This is a genomic window from Variovorax sp. GW531-E2 (assembly GCF_059423125.1).
Window position 1 is genome coordinate 1 of the sequence record NZ_JBWKXQ010000031.1, and the last position, 17,988, is coordinate 17,988.

Annotated in this window: 17 protein-coding genes; 9 read left to right on the plus strand and 8 right to left on the minus strand. The window is 68.0% G+C overall.

The features are described 5' to 3' along the window. Positions 1 to 144: 144 nt before the first annotated feature. The 8 genes from AC07XP_RS18330 to AC07XP_RS18365 all read right to left on the minus strand — a co-directional run bounded on the left by AC07XP_RS18330 (position 145) and on the right by AC07XP_RS18365 (position 8,618). Entirely contained in the window at positions 145 to 1,581 is a 1,437-nt protein-coding gene (locus tag AC07XP_RS18330; protein ID WP_495265482.1) for an aldehyde dehydrogenase family protein, read from the minus strand. A 53-nt stretch (positions 1,582 to 1,634) separates the two neighbouring features. Then, the gene (locus AC07XP_RS18335) at positions 1,635 to 2,732 is read right to left on the minus strand and encodes an SMP-30/gluconolactonase/LRE family protein (protein WP_495265483.1); all 1,098 of its coding nucleotides are present in this window, start codon (positions 2,730 to 2,732) and stop codon (positions 1,635 to 1,637) included. Between the two features lie 49 nt (positions 2,733 to 2,781). Beyond that, positions 2,782 to 4,143: a glucarate dehydratase gene (gene gudD, locus AC07XP_RS18340; protein WP_495265484.1), complete on the minus strand. Its 1,362-nt coding sequence runs from the start codon at positions 4,141 to 4,143 to the stop codon at positions 2,782 to 2,784. 16 nt (positions 4,144 to 4,159) lie between these two features. After that, the gene (locus tag AC07XP_RS18345) at positions 4,160 to 5,149 is read right to left on the minus strand and encodes a Bug family tripartite tricarboxylate transporter substrate binding protein (protein WP_495265485.1); all 990 of its coding nucleotides are present in this window, start codon (positions 5,147 to 5,149) and stop codon (positions 4,160 to 4,162) included. Between the two features lie 14 nt (positions 5,150 to 5,163). Then, positions 5,164 to 5,622, minus strand: coding sequence for a nuclear transport factor 2 family protein (locus AC07XP_RS18350; protein ID WP_139706626.1), 459 nt, complete (start codon positions 5,620 to 5,622; stop codon positions 5,164 to 5,166). 52 nt (positions 5,623 to 5,674) lie between these two features. Further along, positions 5,675 to 6,586, minus strand: coding sequence for a 5-dehydro-4-deoxyglucarate dehydratase (gene kdgD, locus AC07XP_RS18355; protein ID WP_062470656.1), 912 nt, complete (start codon positions 6,584 to 6,586; stop codon positions 5,675 to 5,677). 58 nt (positions 6,587 to 6,644) lie between these two features. After that, positions 6,645 to 7,634, minus strand: coding sequence for a Bug family tripartite tricarboxylate transporter substrate binding protein (locus tag AC07XP_RS18360; protein ID WP_495265486.1), 990 nt, complete (start codon positions 7,632 to 7,634; stop codon positions 6,645 to 6,647). Between the two features lie 123 nt (positions 7,635 to 7,757). After that, positions 7,758 to 8,618, minus strand: a complete 861-nt coding sequence (locus AC07XP_RS18365) for a FadR/GntR family transcriptional regulator (RefSeq protein WP_495265487.1) — start codon at positions 8,616 to 8,618, stop codon at positions 7,758 to 7,760. A 110-nt stretch (positions 8,619 to 8,728) separates the two neighbouring features. Between AC07XP_RS18365 and AC07XP_RS18370 the strand changes: the two genes are divergently transcribed. The 9 genes from AC07XP_RS18370 (at position 8,729) to AC07XP_RS18410 (ending at position 17,801) form a co-directional block, all read left to right on the plus strand. Further along, entirely contained in the window at positions 8,729 to 9,553 is an 825-nt protein-coding gene (locus AC07XP_RS18370) for an NAD-dependent epimerase/dehydratase family protein (RefSeq protein ID WP_495265488.1), read from the plus strand. Positions 9,554 to 9,567: 14 nt separating this feature from the next. Further along, entirely contained in the window at positions 9,568 to 10,458 is an 891-nt protein-coding gene (locus AC07XP_RS18375; protein WP_495265489.1) for an SMP-30/gluconolactonase/LRE family protein, read from the plus strand. Positions 10,459 to 10,504: 46 nt separating this feature from the next. Continuing rightward, positions 10,505 to 11,482: a TRAP transporter substrate-binding protein gene (locus AC07XP_RS18380; protein ID WP_070059672.1), complete on the plus strand. Its 978-nt coding sequence runs from the start codon at positions 10,505 to 10,507 to the stop codon at positions 11,480 to 11,482. Positions 11,483 to 11,578: 96 nt separating this feature from the next. Next, a complete protein-coding gene (locus AC07XP_RS18385) occupies positions 11,579 to 12,067 on the plus strand; it encodes a TRAP transporter small permease (RefSeq protein WP_062470671.1) in 489 nt (162 codons plus the stop codon). Between the two features lie 8 nt (positions 12,068 to 12,075). Next, entirely contained in the window at positions 12,076 to 13,371 is a 1,296-nt protein-coding gene (locus AC07XP_RS18390) for a TRAP transporter large permease (protein WP_070059673.1), read from the plus strand. Between the two features lie 22 nt (positions 13,372 to 13,393). Continuing rightward, on the plus strand, positions 13,394 to 14,965 hold the full coding sequence (garD, locus tag AC07XP_RS18395) for a galactarate dehydratase (RefSeq protein ID WP_495265490.1): 1,572 nt from the start codon (positions 13,394 to 13,396) through the stop codon (positions 14,963 to 14,965). Between the two features lie 26 nt (positions 14,966 to 14,991). Beyond that, on the plus strand, positions 14,992 to 15,753 hold the full coding sequence (locus AC07XP_RS18400; protein ID WP_495265491.1) for an SDR family NAD(P)-dependent oxidoreductase: 762 nt from the start codon (positions 14,992 to 14,994) through the stop codon (positions 15,751 to 15,753). Positions 15,754 to 15,801: 48 nt separating this feature from the next. Next, entirely contained in the window at positions 15,802 to 16,782 is a 981-nt protein-coding gene (locus AC07XP_RS18405) for a tripartite tricarboxylate transporter substrate binding protein (RefSeq protein ID WP_495265492.1), read from the plus strand. A gap of 26 nt (positions 16,783 to 16,808) precedes the next feature. Continuing rightward, entirely contained in the window at positions 16,809 to 17,801 is a 993-nt protein-coding gene (locus AC07XP_RS18410) for a Bug family tripartite tricarboxylate transporter substrate binding protein (protein ID WP_495265493.1), read from the plus strand. Positions 17,802 to 17,988: the final 187 nt, after the last annotated feature.

Sequence of the window (17,988 nt, forward strand, 5' to 3'; positions counted from 1 at the left end):
CTTCCCGCAGCGAAATCAAGGAGGAGGCCGTAGGCCGGGGGACATTCGCGGAGGGAAGTACCCGGTGGCCTGTGCACGCGCCCCGAAAAAAACAGGCGTAAAAAAGCCCCCGACTGGGGGCTTCCAACAATTCAGAAAGAGGCGTTAGGCCAACGTGTAAGCCGTCTTCACCGTCGTGAAGAACTCCTGCGCGTACTTGCCCTGCTCCCTCGGTCCATAGCTCGATCCTTTGCGACCACCGAAGGGCACGTGATAGTCCACCCCCGCCGTCGGCAAGTTCACCATCACCATGCCCGCCTGGCTGTGCCGCTTGAAGTGCGTCGCGTACTTCAGCGAGGTCGTCGCAATGCCGGCCGACAAACCGAACTCCGTGTCGTTCGCCGTCGCCAGTGCCTCTTCGTAGTTCTTCACGCGGATCACGCTCGCCACCGGCCCGAACACCTCCTCGCGATTGATGCGCATGTTCGCCGCGGACTCGCTGAACAGCGCCGGCGACATGTAGTAGCCGTCCGTCTCCAGCTTCAGCAGCTCGCCGCCGGCCGCCAGCGTGGCGCCCTCGCCCTTGCCGATGGCGACGTACTCCATGTCCTGGTCGAGCTGCGACTTCGACGACACCGGCCCCACGTCGGTGCCCTGCGCCAGCGCATCGCCGACCTTGATCTTCGCCATGCGCGCCTTCATCGCCTCGATGAACTTCGGGTAGATGCCTTCGGTCACGATGAGGCGGCTCGACGCCGTGCAGCGCTGGCCCGTCGAGTAGAACGCGCTCTGCACGCTGAGCTCCACGGCCTGCGCGAGGTCGGCGTCGTCGAGCACCACCTGCGGGTTCTTGCCGCCCATTTCGAGCTGCACCTTCTTGTGGTTGGTGACGCACTGGATCGCGATGTTGCGGCCCACGCCCACCGAGCCCGTGAAGCTGATCGCGTGGATGCCGGGGTGGTTGACCAGCGCATCGCCGATCACGCTGCCGCGGCCCATCACGAGGTTGAACACGCCGGCCGGAATGCCCGAGCGGCTGATGATCTCGGCCAGCGCCCAGGCGCAGCCCGGCACGAGGTCGGCGGGCTTGAGCACCACGCAGTTGCCGAAGGCCAGCGCGGGCGCGATCTTCCAGGCAGGAATCGCGATGGGGAAGTTCCACGGCGTGATGAGCCCGACCACGCCCACCGGCTCGCGCGTGATCTCCACGCCGATGTTCGGGCGCACCGAGGGCAGCACCTCGCCCGACAGGCGCAGGCACTCGCCCGCGAAGAACTTGAAGATCTGCCCCGCGCGCGTGGCCTCGCCGATGCCTTCGGCCTTGGTCTTGCCTTCTTCACGCGCCAGCAGCGTGCCGAGCTCTTCCTTGCGCGCGAGGATCTCGGTGCCGATCTTGTCGAGCGCGTCGGAGCGCGCCTGGATGCTGCCCGTCGCCCAGGCGGGGAAGGCGGCGGTGGCGGCGGCCGCGGCCGCGTCGACCTGGCCCTTGTCGCCCTGCGTGTACTGGCCCAGCACGTCGGCCAGGTTGCTGGGGTTGATGTTGGGGCTGTAGCTTTGGCCAGCCAGCCATTCGCCATTGATGAGGTTGTTGAACTCAGTCATCGTCGATGTCCTTGTGTGCGTGTTGCGGTGAGGAGGTTGGAAAAGTCCGACGGCTAGGTGGCGCCTTCGGACTCCACGTAGAGGGCGTACAGCGAATGGCTGGCCGCCATGTAGAGGCGATTGTTCTTGGGGCCGCCGAAGGTGAGGTTGGCACAGCGTTCGGGCAGGCGGATGAAACCGATGGGCTTGCCTTGCGCGTTGAAGATCTTGACGCCATCGAGGTCTTCGGACTTCGCCTGCGGCTGATAGACCTTCATGCCGTTGCCGGCATCGACGGGTTCGGGAGCGACGGCGCCGTTCCAGCCCCAGCCCATCCAGAGGTTGCCGTCGCGGTCGACGCGAAAGCCATCGAGCGCCGCGGCGCCCGTGCCGTCGATGAGCTTCAGCTTGTTCGACACGCTGCCGTCGGCCGCCACGTCGTAGCTCCAGAGGCTGCGGTTGGGCGTGCCCTTCCACTCGACAACGTAGAGCTTTTTCTCGTCCGGCGAGAAGGCCAGGCCGTTCGGGTTCACCAGGTCGGTGATCACCGCCGAGAGCTGGCCGTCGGGCGTGAGGCGGTACACGTTGGTCGTCGCCTGCTCGGACGCGGCCTTCTCGCCTTCCCACGTGCCCGAGATGCCGAAGAGCGGGTCGGTGAACCACACGGTGTCGTCCGACTTCACAACCACGTCGTTCGGCGAATTCAGCCGCTTGCCCTGGTAGCGGTCGGCCAGCACGGTCATGCGCCCGTCGGCCTCGGTGCGCACCACGCGCCGCGTCACCGAGTGCTCGCAGCTGATGAGGCGGCCCTGCCGGTCACGCGTGTTGCCGTTGCAGTAGCCGGCGTTCGCCTTGTGGACCTTGAACTCGCCGGTCTTCTCCTCGTAGCGCATCAGCCTGTTGTTCGGGATGTCGCTGCACACGAGGTAGCCCTCGCGCGGCAGGTACACCGGGCCCTCGGCCCAGCGCATGCCGGTGCCGACCTGCTCGAGCGTGCTGCTGTAGATGCGGTACTTCGCAAAGCTGGGGTCGAGGATCAGCACCGACGGATCGGGATACCGCTGCTGCGGCTTGTGGGGAAACGACTGGGCGCCCGCGGCGGCGGCCACGGCGCCGAGTGCCGAGCCGGCAGCCGCTTGCAGCAGGCGACGGCGATCCATGTGCTTGTTCATTCAGTCTCCTTGGATGTTTCAGCCGTCAGCGCACGAAGGCACCGGGCGCTCAGCGGACCATGCAGGGACGCTTGTTGTCGAAGGTCCAGTTCGGAATGAGGAACTGCATTGCCTGCGCATCGTTGCGCGCGCCGAGACCATGCTTCAGGTACAGCTGGTGCGCCTTCTCGACCTCGGCCATATCGAGCTCGATGCCCAGGCCGCCGCGCGTGGGCACCTGCACGAGGCCGCCCTCGATCTGCAGCGGTGCCTTCGTGAGGCGCTGGCCGTCCTGCCAGATCCAGTGCGTGTCGATGGCCGTGACCTTGCCGGGTGCCGCCGCAGCCACGTGCGTGAACATCGCGAGCGACACATCGAAGTGGTTGTTGGAATGCGAGCCCCAGGTCAGGCCCCAGGCCTGGCACAGCTGCGCCACGCGCACCGAGCCCTGCATGGTCCAGAAGTGCGGGTCGGCCAGCGGAATGTCGACCGACTGCAGCGAGAGGCTGTGCACCATCTCGCGCCAATCGGTGGCGACCATGTTGGTGGCGGTGGGCAGGCCGGTGGCGCGGCGGAACTCGGCCATCACCTCGCGACCCGAGAACACGCCCTCGGCACCGCACGGGTCTTCGGCATAGGCCATCACGCCGTGCAGGTCGCGGCACAGGCGGATGGCGTCGGCCAGCAGCCAGCCGCCGTTGGGGTCGAGCGTGACGCGCGCCTGCGGAAAGCGTGCGTGCAGCGCGCGGATCGCCTCGACCTCTTCCTCGCCGCGCAGCACGCCGCCCTTGAGCTTGAAGTCGGTGAAACCGTAGCGTGCATGCGTGGCCTCGGCCAGACGCACGATGGCCTCGGGCGTCATGGCCTCTTCGTGGCGCAGGCGGAACCAGTCGTTGTCGGCGTCGGGGTCGGTCTCGTACGGCAGGTCGGTCTTCGTGCGGTCGCCCACGTAGAACAGGTAGCCGAGCATCTGCACCGCATCGCGCTGCTGGCCTTCGCCGAGCAGCGCGGCCACGGGCACGCCCAGGTGCTGGCCCAGCAGGTCGAGCAGCGCGGCTTCGGCGGCCGTCACGGCATGGATGGTCACGCGCAGGTCGAAGGTCTGCAGGCCGCGCCCGCCGCTGTCGCGCGCGGCAAAGGCGCTGCGCATGCGGTTGAGCACGGCGTTGTGGTTGCCGATGGGCTGGCCCACGATGAGGTCGCGCGCGTCTTCGAGTGTCTGGCGGATCTTCTCGCCGCCCGGCACCTCGCCCACGCCAGTGTGGCCGGCGCTGTCGGTGAGGAGCAGCAGGTTGCGCGTGAAGAACGGGCCGTGCGCGCCGCTGAGGTTCATCAGCATGCTGTCGTGGCCGGCGACGGGCACGACGCGCATGGCGGTGACGACGGGCGCGCCCGACACGACGGGGGAGGCAGCAGATTCAGGAGAGGTCATCTTCGGGCTCGGTGGCTCAGTCTGCGGTGATGTGGCGGGTGTCGATCAATGTCTTCCATCGCGCCCACTCGCGCAACTGGAAGGCGGTGAAGTCCTCGGGCGTGCTGGCGACGATTTCCAGGCCCTGGTCGAGCATGCGTTTCTTGGTCTCGGGGTCTTGCATGGCGGCGATGACCGCGTCGCTCAGCTTCTTCTTCGTGGCGGCGGGCAGGCCCTTGGGCGCGGCCATGCCCTGCCACGAATAGACCTCGGCGCCCTTCACGCCGGCTTCGGCGAGCGTGGGCACGTCGGGCAGCACGGGCGAGCGCTTGTCGCCGGTGACAGCCAGCGCGCGCAGCTTGCCGGCGCGGATGTGCGGCAGCACGGCGTTCACGTTCTGGAACGAGAAGTCGACCTGGTTGCCCAGCAGGTCGTTCACGGCCGGCGCGCCGCCCTTGTAGGGCACGTGCACGCCTTCGGTCTTCGATTGCTGCCAGAAGAGTTCGGCCGACAGGTGGTCGGACGAGCCGTTGCCCGAGCTCGCGAACGAGACCTTGCCCGGCGTCTTGCGCAAGAGCGCGAGCACGTCGGCCACGCTGCGCTCGGTCCGCGCGACGTTCGCCACGAGCACGTTGGGCGCCTGCACGGGCACGCTGATGTAGTCGAAGTCTTTGGTCGCGTCGTAGGGCACGCTCTTTTGCAGGTGCGGCGTGACGACGAAGGCGCCGAGCGACGACACCAGCAGCGTGTAGCCGTCGGGCAATGCGCGCCGCACGAAGCCGGTGCCGATGGTGCCGGTGGCACCGGGCCGGTTGTCGACCACGAAGCTGCCGCCGAGCTTGCCCTGCAGCTGCTGCGCCAGCGCGCGCGCCACCATGTCGGTGGAGCCGCCGGCCGGGAACGGCACGATGATCGTCACGGGTTTCTGCTGCGGCCATGCATCGGCCTGCGCCCAGGCGTGCAGCGGCGACAGCAGCGCGGTGGCGGCGAGCGCGAAGCCCGTCGCCAGGAATTGCGTTCTCTTCATGCGCGGTGGTCCGATCAGGAAGGAAGGCGCACAGCCTGGCGCGCGAGCAGCTTCCATTCGCCGCCCTGCTTCTGCCAGACGCCGAGGATCTTCAGCGCGACCTTGCCGGGCTTGCCCGAATCGTTGGTGTCGGCCGTGAGCGTGTGGCGCACGATGGCGGTGTTTCCGTCGACCACCTTGATGGTCTGGTCGGTGATCGCGATGGTCACGAAGTCCGACTTGCGGTCGAGCAGGTCGGCGATGAAGCTGGCCTGCGTGTCGACCTTGCCGCCCGAATGGCCGTAGCTCAGGTCGTCGGCCACCAGCGCGCGCAGCGCGGCGGGCGTCGGGTCGACCATGGCGACGCGCAGCCGCTCGGCGGCCGCCGCAACTGCGGGTTCGGCCGCTGCGCCGCTGCTGCTGCCACCGCTGGCGGCACAACCCGCGAACACGGCGGTCGCTGCGGCGGCGAGCAGGAATTTTCTGATGAGCATGTCGTTGTCTCCTGTTTGTTTTGTGGTGCGGTCGACTGCGATCAGTGCCGGCTTACTGCGGGCCGAGCGTGTCGATGAGCGCCTTCAGCGCGTCCATCTCGTCGGGCTTCAGGTCGGTCAGCGGCGCGCGCACGGGGCCGGCGTCGTGGCCGACGAGCTTGGCGCCCGCCTTCACGATGCTCACGGCATAGCCGGGCACGCGGTTGCGCAGCTCCAGGTAAGGCATGAAGAAGTTCTTCAGCAGGCGGTGCTGCGTGGCCATGTCGTCGTTGGCGACCGCGTGATAGAAGTCCATCGCCGTCTTCGGGATGAAGTTGAAGACCGCCGACGAGTACACGGGCGTGCCCATCGCCTTGTAGGCCGCGGCATAGACCTCGGCCGTGGGCAGGCCGCCCAGGTAGGCGAAGCGGTCGCCCATCTTCTGGAAGATCGCGACCATCGCCTCGATGTCGCCCACGCCGTCCTTGAAGCCGACGAGGTTCGGGTTGCGCTCGGCCAGGCGGGCCAGCGTGTCGGGCTTCAGGCGGCTCGAAGCGCGGTTGTAGACGATCACGCCGAACTTCACGCTCTTGCACACGGCCTCGACGTGCGCGGCCAGGCCTTCCTGGCCGGCTTCGGTGAGGTAGTGCGGCAGCAGCAGGATGCCGTGCGCGCCGGCCTTCTCTGCCGCTTGCGCGCATTGGATGGCGAAGCGCGTCGGGCCGCCGGCGCCGGCAATGATCGGCACCACGCCGCGGCAGGTGTCGACCGCGGTCTGGATGATGCCGGGGTACTCGTCACCCGTCAGCGAGAAGAACTCGCCCGTGCCGCCCGCGGCGAACAGCGCGCTCGCGCCGTAGGGTGCCAGCCATTCGAGGCGCTCGATGTAGCCCTTCTTGTTGAAGTCGCCATTGCTGTCGAAGTCGGTCAGCGGGAACGAGAGCAGGCCGGAGCCCATGATGGTCTTGAGTTCTTGCGGATTCATCGGAAGTCGTCCAGTGAAAAAAGAGAAATGAGGAAAAGAAGAAAGAAGAAGGGGCCGCTCAGTCGAGCTTGAGATTGGCCTGCTGGATCACTTGCGCCCAGCGCGCGCGTTCCTTGGCGAAGAACTGGTCCTGCTCGGGCGCGGTCATGGTCACGACCTCGGCGCCCTGCCCCGCAAGCCGCGCCCGGATGTCGGGCGTGCGGATGATGCGGACCAGTTCCTTGTTGAGCCGGGCGATCACCGCGTCAGGGGTGCCGCGCGCCGCGACCACGCCCTGCCATGTGCCCGACTCGTAGCCGGGAACGCCCTGCTCCGCGATGGTCGGCACGCTGCCGATCAGCGGCATGCGCGTCGACTTCGACACCGCGATGAGCTTGAGCTTGCCGCTCTGTACATGCGGGTACGTGGCCAACATGCCGTTCATGAGCACCTGCGTCTGGCCCGCGACGGTGTCGAGCACGGCCTGCACGCCGCCCTTGTAGGGCACGTACTCCCACTTGGCGCCGCTCTTGCGCTGCAACTCGACGCCGGCCAGGTGCGCGGTGCTGCCGCTGGCGGTGACGGCGAAGTTGAGGTCGCTCTTCTTCGACAGCTCGACCAGCTCCTCCAGCGTGTTGGCCTGCACCGACGGGTGCACCACCAGCAGGTGCGGCGAGTAGGCCAGCATGGCCACGCTGCGCAGGTCCTTCGACGGATCGAACGGCAGCTTGGGGTACAGCGACGGGCTGATGGCCAGCGCGCCGAGGTCGCACAGCATGAGCGTGTGGCCGTCGGCCGGCGCCTTGGCCAGCATGTCGGCGCCGAGGTTGCCGTTGGCGCCCGCACGGTTCTCGATGACCACGGGCTGGCCCAGCGCCTCGGACAGCGGCTGGCCGATGGCGCGCGCGATGATGTCCGACGAGCCGCCCGGCGGGTACGGCACGATGAGACGGATGGGCTTGGAAGGCCAGGTGCCGCCCGCCCCTTGCGCAAACGCGTGCAAGGGCAGGCTGGCGGCCAGTGTGGTGGCGAGGGCGGCGCCGAGCGCGCCGCGTCGGTTGACGGTCATGGGGGCTGTCTCCTGAAGTTCGATGCAGGCATGCGGGGCCGCGATGGCGCCGCATGTTATCAGTCATCGTACAACTAGAAAATCAGCTTGTCCAGACTTGAGCCCCGAAAACCCGGGGAGAACTCAGCGCGAAGGGGTGTTGTCGGACGAGGCGGCGCCGTGGCCGGCCGCCTCCGCCCTGGCTTTCTGTTGTTGCGCGGCTTCCTGCGCCATGCGCAGCCGCTCGCGGCTGTTGGTCAGGTGGATGCGCATCGCGGCGCGTGCCGACTCGGGGTCGCGGCGCGCGATGGCCGCGTAGATTTCCTCGTGCTCGCGGTTCACGCGGCTCAGGTAGCTGCCGTCCTGCACGCGGATCGCGCTGATGCGCGTGCGCGGGATGATCGTCGTGCCCAGGTGCCGCATGATGTCGGCGAAGTAGGGGTTGCCGGTCGACTGCGCGATCTCCAGGTGGAAGGCGAAGTCGGGCCCCACCGTGTCGCCGCCCACCTTGACGTTCTGCTCGAACGCGTCGAGCGCCTGGCGCATCGCGACCAGCTGCTCGTCGGTGCGCCGGCTCGCGGCCAGCCCGGCGGATTCGGTCTCCAGGCTGATGCGCAGCTCGAGCACGGCGAGCACGTCGACCGAGGTCGCGATCTCGCCGGGATCGAGGCGGAACACCCCGCCCATGCCACCCGGGCGCGGCTGCAGCACGAAGGTGCCCACGCCGTGCAGCGTCTCGACCAGCCCGCCTGCCTGCAGCTTGGACAGCGCCTCGCGCACCACGGTGCGGCTCACGCCGTAGGCCTGCATGATGGCCGACTCGGTGGGCAGCTTGTCGCCGGGGCGCAGCGACTGGCTGCGGATCTTCTCGCCCAGGTCTTCCACCAGCCCGTTCGCCAGGCCGCGCGCGCGCTGGCGCGGCCGCCCCACGAAAGCGGCGTTGCCCGCCGGGTTGTCGGCGGTCGTTGTCTGAACTTCGGGATTACCCGCAGTCGGTGAGGCCATGACGACGATCATAATCCCCTCACAGTTGTACGACAACAGATAACTTATCACCTAAAAAACGGTGACGACGTTGTCCACCTCCTCCGCTTCCCCTCACACATCCCGAAGACATGTCGACGCCTGAAGCCCCCTCCCCCCAGCTCGGCCGCCTGCTGCTGACCGGCGCCGCCGGCGGCCTGGGCCGCGTGCTGCGCGAACGGCTCGCGCCTTTTGCGAACGTGATCCGCCTCTCCGACATCGCCGACATCGCACCGGCCACAGGCGCGCATGAAGAAGTCGTGCCCTGCGACCTGTCCGACAAGGCCGCGGTCGATGCGCTGGTGGCCGGCTGCGATGCCATCGCCCATTTCGGCGGCGTGTCGGTCGAGCGCCCGTTCGAGGAGGTGCTCGAAGCCAACATCAAGGGCGTGTTCAATTTGTACGAAGCCGCGCGCCGCCACGGCGTGAAGCGCGTGGTGTTCGCCAGCTCGAACCATGTGATCGGCTTCTACAAGCAGGACGAACACATCGACGCGCACGCCGCGCGCCGGCCCGACGGCTACTACGGCCTGTCGAAGTCCTTCGGCGAGGACATGGCGCAGTTCTACTTCGACCGCTGGGGCATCGAGACGGTGAGCATCCGCATCGGCTCGTCGTTCCCCGAGCCGCTCAACCGCCGCATGATGAGCACCTGGCTCAGCTACCGCGACCTGACGACGCTGATCGAAAAGTCGCTCTTCACGCCCGACGTGAAGCACACGGTGGTCTACGGCATGTCGGCCAACCGCGACCTGTGGTGGGACAACGCCGCCGCCGCGCACCTGGGCTTCGTGCCGCAGGACAGCTCCGAGGTGTTCCGCGACAAGGTCGAGGCGCAGCCGAAGGTGGCGCCCACCGACCCGAACGCCATCTACCAGGGCGGCGCGTTCACCGCTCAAGGCCCATTCGGCGACTGAACGCGCCGCACCGCATGCAAGCCGAACTCGTTCTCGACGCGCGCAACGGCACGGGCGAAAGCCCCGTGTGGCTGGCCGCGGAGCAGGCGCTCTACTGGGTCGACATTCCCGCGCGCACGCTCAACCGCTGGCACGCGAGTGAAGGCCATGCGAAGTGGCAGGCCGATGAAATGATCGCCTGCGTCGCACCGCGCGCCGGCCAGCCCGGCGAGTGGATCGCCGGCATGGAAAGCGGCCTGTTCTCGCTGCGCCCGCGCGCCAACGGCACGCTCGCGGCCACACCGCTCGCGCCGGTGGCGCACGCCGCGCCGGGCATGCGCTTCAACGACGGCCGCTGCGACCGGCAGGGCCGCTTCTGGGCCGGCACGATGCTGCTCGACATGGCCGCCGGCGCACGCGTCGGCCGCCTGTACCGCTACGGCGCCGGCGACGACAGCGCAGCCCTGAAGCTGGACGACCTGATCGTGCCCAACGGCCTGGCCTTCAGCCCCGACGGCCACACGATGTACCTGTCGGACTCGCACCCGAGCGTGCAGACCGTCTGGGCCTTCGACTACGACACCGACACCGGTACGCCGAGCAACCGCCGCCTGTTCGTCGACATGAATCCCCTGCCCGGCCGCCCCGACGGCGCGGCGATGGACGTCGACGGCTGCTACTGGATCTGCGGCAACGACGCCGGCCTGGTGCACCGCTTCACGCCCGACGGCCGGCTCGACCGCTCGGTCGCCGTGCCGGTGAAGAAGCCCGCCATGTGCGCCTTCGGCGACCCAAACCTCGACACGCTGTTCGTCACCTCGATCCGCCCCGGCGGCATCGACCTGTCGGACCAGCCGCTGGCCGGCGGCGTGTTCGCGCTGCGCCCCGGCGTGGCGGGCGTGCCCGAGCCGGCCTTCGGCGGCTGACCCCTTTTCTTTTTCATTGACGACAACCACCAAGAGGACGAGACAAATGAAGCTCTACAAGACACTCATCGCACTTGCTGCCGGCGCGGCGGCCGCGTTGACCACGCTGGCTGCCGGCGCCACCGAGTTCCGCTCGGCCGACATCCACCCCGACGACTACCCCACCGTGACCGCCGTGAAGTTCATGAGCGAACGGCTCAAGGCGCTGTCCGGGGGCAAGCACAGCATCAAGGTCTTCAACAACAGCGCACTCGGCAACGAGAAGGACACGATCGAACAGACCAAGATCGGCGCGCTGCAGATGGTGCGCGTGAACATCGCGCCCATGAACAACATCTGCCCCGAGACGCAGGTGCCGACCATGCCCTTCCTGTTCCGTTCGGTGGAGCACCTGCACAAGGTGCTCGACGGCCCGGTCGGCGAAGAAATCCTGAAGTCGTGCGAGAAGCAGGGCTTCGTGGGCCTGGCCTACTACGACAGCGGCGCACGCTCGATGTTCACGGCCAAGAAGCCCGTGCGCAACTTCGCCGACATGAAGGGCCTGAAGGTGCGCGTGCAGCAGTCCGACCTGTGGGTGTCGATGCTCGAGGCCATGGGCGCCAACGCCACGCCGATGCCGATGGGCGAGGTCTACACGGGCCTGAAGACCGGCCTCATCGACGCCGCCGAAAACAACTACCCCACCTACGAAAGCGCGCGCGCCTTCGAGGTCGCCAAGTACTACAGCAAGACCGAGCACTCGATGGCGCCCGAGATGCTGCTGTTCTCCAAGCGCGCGTGGGACAAGCTCTCCGCCGAAGAGCAAGGCTGGCTGCGCCAGGCCGCCAAGGAATCGGTGCCCTACATGCGCAAGCAGTGGCAGGAGCGTGAAGTGAAGTCGCTGGCCACGGTGAAGGCCGGCGGCGCCGAGATCATCGACGTCGACAAGGCCCCGTTCCAGGCCGCGATGAAGCCGGTGTACGACAAGTTCATCACGGACGCGAAGCTCAAGGACCTGGTCAAGCGCGTCCAGGACACGAAGTAAACAGGGCTCGCCCCCAGGCTTCGCGCACTTCGTGACCCTGCGCCCCTGCCGGGGGGCACGAAGAGGCGGAGCCTCTCCATTTTTCGCGCTGGAAATATGTACACCAAACTTTGCCGCACGCTCGCCCGTGCCTGCATGTGGTTGGGCATCCTCGGTCTCGTCGCGGTGATCTGCGCCGTGAGCTGGCAGGTGTTCGGCCGCTACGTGCTCAACAACACCCCCACCTGGGCCGAGAGCCTCGCGCTGCTGCTGGTGCTCTACGTGACCATGCTGGGCGTGGCCGTGGGCGTGCGCGACGCGGGCCACATCGGACTCGAATCGTTCCTCGTGCTCGCGCCCGACTGGCTGCGCCTGAAGATGGAATACCTCATCCACGCGCTGATCCTGCTGTTCGGCCTGGCCATGGCCTGGAACTGCGCCTCGCTCGCCGAATCGGTGTGGGACTACCGCCTGCCCACGCTGTGGATTTCCGAAGGCTGGAAGTACGTGCCCGCCGCCGTGTCCGGCGTCCTCATTGTGATGTTCTCGATCGAACACATCATCGCCTTGGCCCAAGGCCGCGAAGTCGAACCCGCCTGGGGCTGAACCTCATCATGACGACCCCTCTTCTCATTCTTTGCCTCTCGTTCACGCTGTTCCTGCTGCTCGGCGTGCCGGTGGCGTTCTCGATCGGGCTGTCGGCCCTGGCCACGCTGCTGTACGAAGGCCTGCCGCTCGCGGTGGGCTTCCAGCAGATGACCTCGGGCATGGGCATCTTCTCGTTCCTGGCCATTCCCTTCTTCATCTTCGCCGGCGAGCTGATGCTCTACGGCGGCATCGCGGACCGCATCGTCAACTTCGCGCGCAACCTCGTGGGCCACGTGCGCGGCGGCCTGGGCATGTCGAACGTGGTGGCCTGCACCCTGTTCGGCGGCGTCTCGGGCTCGCCCGTGGCGGACGTCTCGGCCATGGGCGCCGTGATGATCCCGATGATGAAGAAGGAGGGCTACCACGCCGACTACGCAGTCAACGTGACGACCCATGCGGCACTGGTGGGCGCGCTGATGCCGACCAGCCACAACCTGATCATCTATTCGCTTGCAGCAGGCGGCAAGGTGTCGATCGCGGCGCTGATCCTGGCGGCGCTGCTGCCAGCGGCCGTGCTCACGCTGAGCAACCTCGCGGCGGCCTACCTCGTGGCCGTGAAGCGCGGCTACCCGGCCGGCAGCTTCCCCGGCTGGGCCATCGTGGCGCGCTCGTTCGCGGCGGCGCTGCCGGGCCTGTTCATCGTGGTGCTGATCCTCGGCGGCATCCTGTCGGGCATCTTCACGGCGACCGAATCTGCGGCGGTGGCGGTGCTCTATGCGCTGGCGCTCACGATCTTCGTGTACCGCACGCTGAAGTGGGAGCACTTCATCAAGGCCGCCTCGAAGGCCGTGCGCACCACGGGCGTGATCCTGCTGCTCATCGGCATCTCGAGCACCTTCGGCTACCTCATCAGCCTGTACGGCGTGGCCGAGCTCACGGGCCAGATGCTGTCGCAGGTGACGACCACGCCGTGGATGATCTTCCTGCTCATCAACATCATCCTGTTCGTGCTGGGCACCTTCCTGGACATGGCCGCGACCATCCTGCTGTGCACGCCGATCTTCCTGCCCATTGCACAGCAGTACGGCATGACCTCGGTGCAGTTCGGCGTGGTGATGCTCATCAACTGCGCGCTCGGCCTGAACACGCCGCCCGTGGGCACCACGCAGTTCGTCGGCTGTGCCATCGGCGGGGTGTCGGTGGGCACGGTGATGCGCACGATCTGGCCCTTCTACGGCGCGCTGATCTTCGCGCTCGGGGTGGTCACCTTCGTGCCGGCGTTTTCCACCTGGCTGCCGAGCCTCTTCATGGTGGTGAAGTAAAGAAAAGAGAAAGGGCCTCCCGATGGCCGATGCGAACACCCGACCGCCGCTGTACATCCGCATCCACGCGGCCGACAACGTCGCCATCGTCGCGAACGACGGCGGCCTGAAGGCCGGCACGGCCTTCGACGACGGCCTGGTGCTGGTCGACACCGTGCCCCAGGGCCACAAGGTGGCGCTCGTCGACCTGGCCGAAGGCGACGCCATCCGCCGCTACAACGTGGTGATCGGCTACGCGCTCAAGGCGCTGCCGCGCGGCAGCTGGGTGCACGAGCGCGTGATGCGCATGCCGGTCGCCCCGGAGCTCGACGGCCTGCCCATTGCCACGGTCAAGCCCCCTGCCCTGCCGCCGCTCGAGGGCTACACCTTCGAGGGCTACCGCAACGCCGACGGCTCGGTGGGCACGCGCAACATCCTCGCGATCACGCAGACGGTGCAATGCGTGGCGGGCGTGACCGAGTTCGCCGTGCAGCGCATCAAGGCCGAGCTGCTGCCGAAGTACCCGCATGTGGACGACGTGGTGGCACTCGAGCACAGCTACGGCTGCGGCGTGGCCATCGACGCGCCCGACGCCATCGTGCCGATCCGCACCCTGCGCAACATCAGCCTCAACCCCAACTTCGGCGGCGAGGTGATGGTCGTGAGCCTGGGCTGCGAGAAGCTGCAGCCCGAGCGCCTGCTGCCGCCCGGCACCATCCCCATCACCGACCAGCGCGGTGCGACCGCCGAAGATCTCGACGTGGTCTGCCTGCAGGACGACGCGCACGTCGGCTTCATGTCGATGATCGATTCGGTGATGCGCCAGGCCGAGGCGCACCTCGCGCGGCTGAACCAGCGCCGGCGCGAGACCGTGCCCGCGAGCGAACTCGTCGTGGGCGTGCAGTGCGGCGGCAGCGATGCCTTCTCGGGCGTCACCGCCAACCCGGCCGTGGGCTTTTGCACCGACCTGCTGGTGCGCGCGGGCGCCACCGTGATGTTCTCGGAAGTCACCGAGGTGCGCGACGGCATCGACCAGCTCACCTCGCGCGCATCCACGCCCGAGGTGGCCGACGCCATGATCCGCGAGATGGCCTGGTACGACGCCTACCTCGACAAGGGCCGCGTCGACCGCAGCGCCAACACCACGCCGGGCAACAAGAAGGGCGGGCTGTCGAACATCGTCGAGAAGGCGATGGGCTCGATCGTCAAGTCGGGTTCGGCGCCGATCACCGGCGTGCTCGCGCCCGGCGAGAAGGCGAAGCAGAAGGGCCTGATCTACGCCGCCACGCCGGCCAGCGACTTCATCTGCGGCACGCTGCAACTGGCGGCCGGCATGAACCTGCATGTGTTCACCACCGGCCGCGGCACGCCCTACGGGCTGGCCGAGGTGCCGGTGATCAAGGTCGCCACGCGCAGCGACCTCGCGCGCCGCTGGCACGACCTGATGGACGTGAACGCGGGCCGCATCGCCGACGGCGAGGCCAGCATCGAGGACATCGGCTGGGAGATGTTCCGCCTGATGCTCGAGGTGGCCAGCGGCCGCAAGAAGACCTGGGCCGAGCACTGGAAGCTGCACAACGCGCTGGTGCTGTTCAACCCGGCACCGGTCACCTGATCGACTCACCCACACGGAGCACAGCCATGGAAGACCTCAAGGACAAGACCGCCCTCGTCACCGGTGCCAGCACCGGCATCGGCGCCGCGGTGGCCATCGCGTTCGCCGCGCGCGGCATGCGCGTGGCCGTGCACTACAACAGCTCGGCCGAGGCGGCGACCCGCGTGGTCGACACCATCCGCGCCGCCGGCGGCACGGCCTTCGCGCTGCAGGCCGACGTGCGCGACACCGCCGCGATCCGCGCCTGCGTGCAGGAAACGACAGCGCAGTTCGGCCGCATCGACGTGCTGGTGAACAACGCCGGCAGCCTGGTCAAGCGCATGCCCATCGCCGAGTTCGACGATGCGCTGTTCGACGAAGTGATGCACATCAACGCGCGCTCGGTGCTGGCCTTCTGCCGCGAGACGGTGCCGCAGATGCGCAAGCAAGGCAGCGGCGCCATCATCAACGTGACCTCGGTGGCCGCGCGCACCGGCGGCGGCCCCGGCGCCTACCTGTACGCGGGCGCCAAGGGCTTCGTGAGCACCGCGACGCACGGCCTGGCCCGGGAACTCGTGGGCGACAGCATCCGCGTGAACGCGGTCGCGCCGGGCGTGATCCAGACGCCGTTCCAGGACCGCTTCTCGACGCCCGCGATGCTCGAGACCTTCAGGACCGGCATCCCGATGGGACGCCTGGGCACAGCCGACGAATGCGTGGGCGCCTTCCTGTACCTGGCTTCCGAGCAGCTCTCGGGCTACGTGACCGGGCAGGTGCTCGAAGTGAACGGCGGGCAGTACATGCCCTGACGCCCCGCCTTCTCGGCACAACAGATCAACAACGGAGACAGAGACACCATGCAAAGAAGCCAGTTCGTCCGCGGCATTGCCGCCCTCTCGGCCACCGCCGCCCTCTCGCTCGGCCTGGCCGCGCCCGCCGCGGCACAAGCCAACGACTTCCCGAACCGCACCATCGAGCTGCTCGTGCCCTACCAGCCCGGCGGCGGCACCGACGGGCTGGCGCGCGCATTCTCGGAAGCCAGCCGCAAGCACATCTCGCAGAGCATCGTGATCGTCAACCGCCCCGGCGCGGGCGGCGCCATCGGTTGGACCGAGGTGATCAACGCCAAGCCCGACGGCTACAAGCTCGCGGTGCTCACGGTGGAGCTGCTCACGCTGCCGCACCTGGGCCTGGCCAAGTTCAACTACGACGACTTCCAGCCCATTGCGCAGCTCAACGCCGACCCGGCCGCGATCACCGTGAAGGCCGATGCGCCGTGGAACACGATCGAAGAATTCCTCGCCGCCGCGAAGAAGTCGCCCGAGAGCATCCGCGTGGGCAACTCGGGCAACGGCTCCATCTGGCACCTGGCCGCCGCCGCGCTCGAAGACAAGACCGGCACCAAGTTCGGCCACATCCCGTTCCAGGGCGCCGCGCCCGCCGTGCTGGCGCTGCTGGGCGGCCACATCGAAGCGGTGGCCGTGAGCCCCGCCGAAGTCACGACGCACGTGCAGGGCGGCAAGCTCAAGGTGCTGATGGTGATGGCCGACAAGCGCGTGAAGGGCTTCGAGAAGATCCCGACCGCCAAGGAGCGCGGCATCGACCTGTCGATCGGCACCTGGCGCGGCCTGGGCGCGCCGAAGAACACGCCGCCCGAAGTGATGGCCAAGCTGCGCGAGATCACCGCCAAGACCGCCGCCGAGCCGCTCATGCACGAGGTGATGGACAAGCAGAACCTGGGCTACGTCTACACCGACGGCGCCGTGTTCAAGGAAACGCTGGCCAAGGACAACGCCTACTTCAAGGCGCTGATCACCAAGCTCAACATCAAGCCGTGAACGCGGCACGACAAGGAGACACCGCCATGCAACGTCGCACACTGATCCAGTCCGCCCTCGCCGCCTCGCTGGCGGCGGCCCTGCCCGCCTTCGCGCAGGGCGGCAACACCTGGCCCACGGGCAAGGCCATCACCTACCTCGTGCCCTTTCCCGCGGGCGGCACCACCGACGTGCTGGGCCGGCTCATCGGGCAGAAGCTCGGCACCGTGCTGGGCACGAGCGTGATCATCGACAACAAGGGCGGCGCCGGCGGCAGCGTGGGCTCCGAGATCGGTGCACGCGCCGCGCCCGACGGCTTCACGCTGGTGGGCGGCACGATCAGCTCGCACGCGATCAACGTGAGCCTGTACCCCAAGCTGGGCTACGACCCGCAGAAGTCGTTCGCGCCCGTGACGCTCATCGGCACCAACCCGGTCGTGCTGGTGGTGAACCAGGCCAGCCCCTACAAGACGCTGAAGGACGTGATCGCCGCGAGCAAGGCCAAGGCCGGCGGCCTCTCGTCGGCCTCGGCGGGCACCGGCACCTCGCAGCACCTGGCGCTGGAACTGCTGGGCTACAAGTCGGGCGTGAAGTTCACGCACATTCCCTACAAGGGCAGCGGCCCGGCGATCCAGGACGTGATCGGCGGCCAGGTCGACATGATGTTCGACACCACCGTGGTGGCCGGCCCGCACATCCAGAGCGGCAAGCTGCGCGCCATCGCCGTCACCTCGGCCAAGCGCCTGGCCTCGATGCCCGACGTGCCCACGGTGGCCGAGTCGGGCGTGCCCGGCCTGCAGGACTTCGAGGTGGTGTCGTGGCAGGCGATCTTCGTGCCCGCGGGCACGCCGGCGCCCGTCGTCGATCGCCTGCACACCGAGATCCGCAAGATCCTCGCGACGCCCGAGATGCAGGACAAGCTCAAGGGCTTCGGCATGGAGCCCGCCGACCTCACGACCGCGCAGATCGCTTCTTTCCAGAAGACGGAAGTGGAGAAGTGGGCGCAGGTGATCAAGGCCGCAGGCATCAAGGCCGACTGACCTCCCCGAATCCGGCAGCCACCACACCCCCACAAGCGCCTGGTGGGCGGTGCGGCGCGGGCGGCCCCTCTGTGCCGCCGAGGCGCGCAGCGTTTCGCGGATCAGGGCTCGCAGCTGTTTGAGCGCAGCGAGTTCTGCGAGACCCCGCGAAACGCGAGCACCGCAGGGCAGCCGCGAAGCGGCCGGC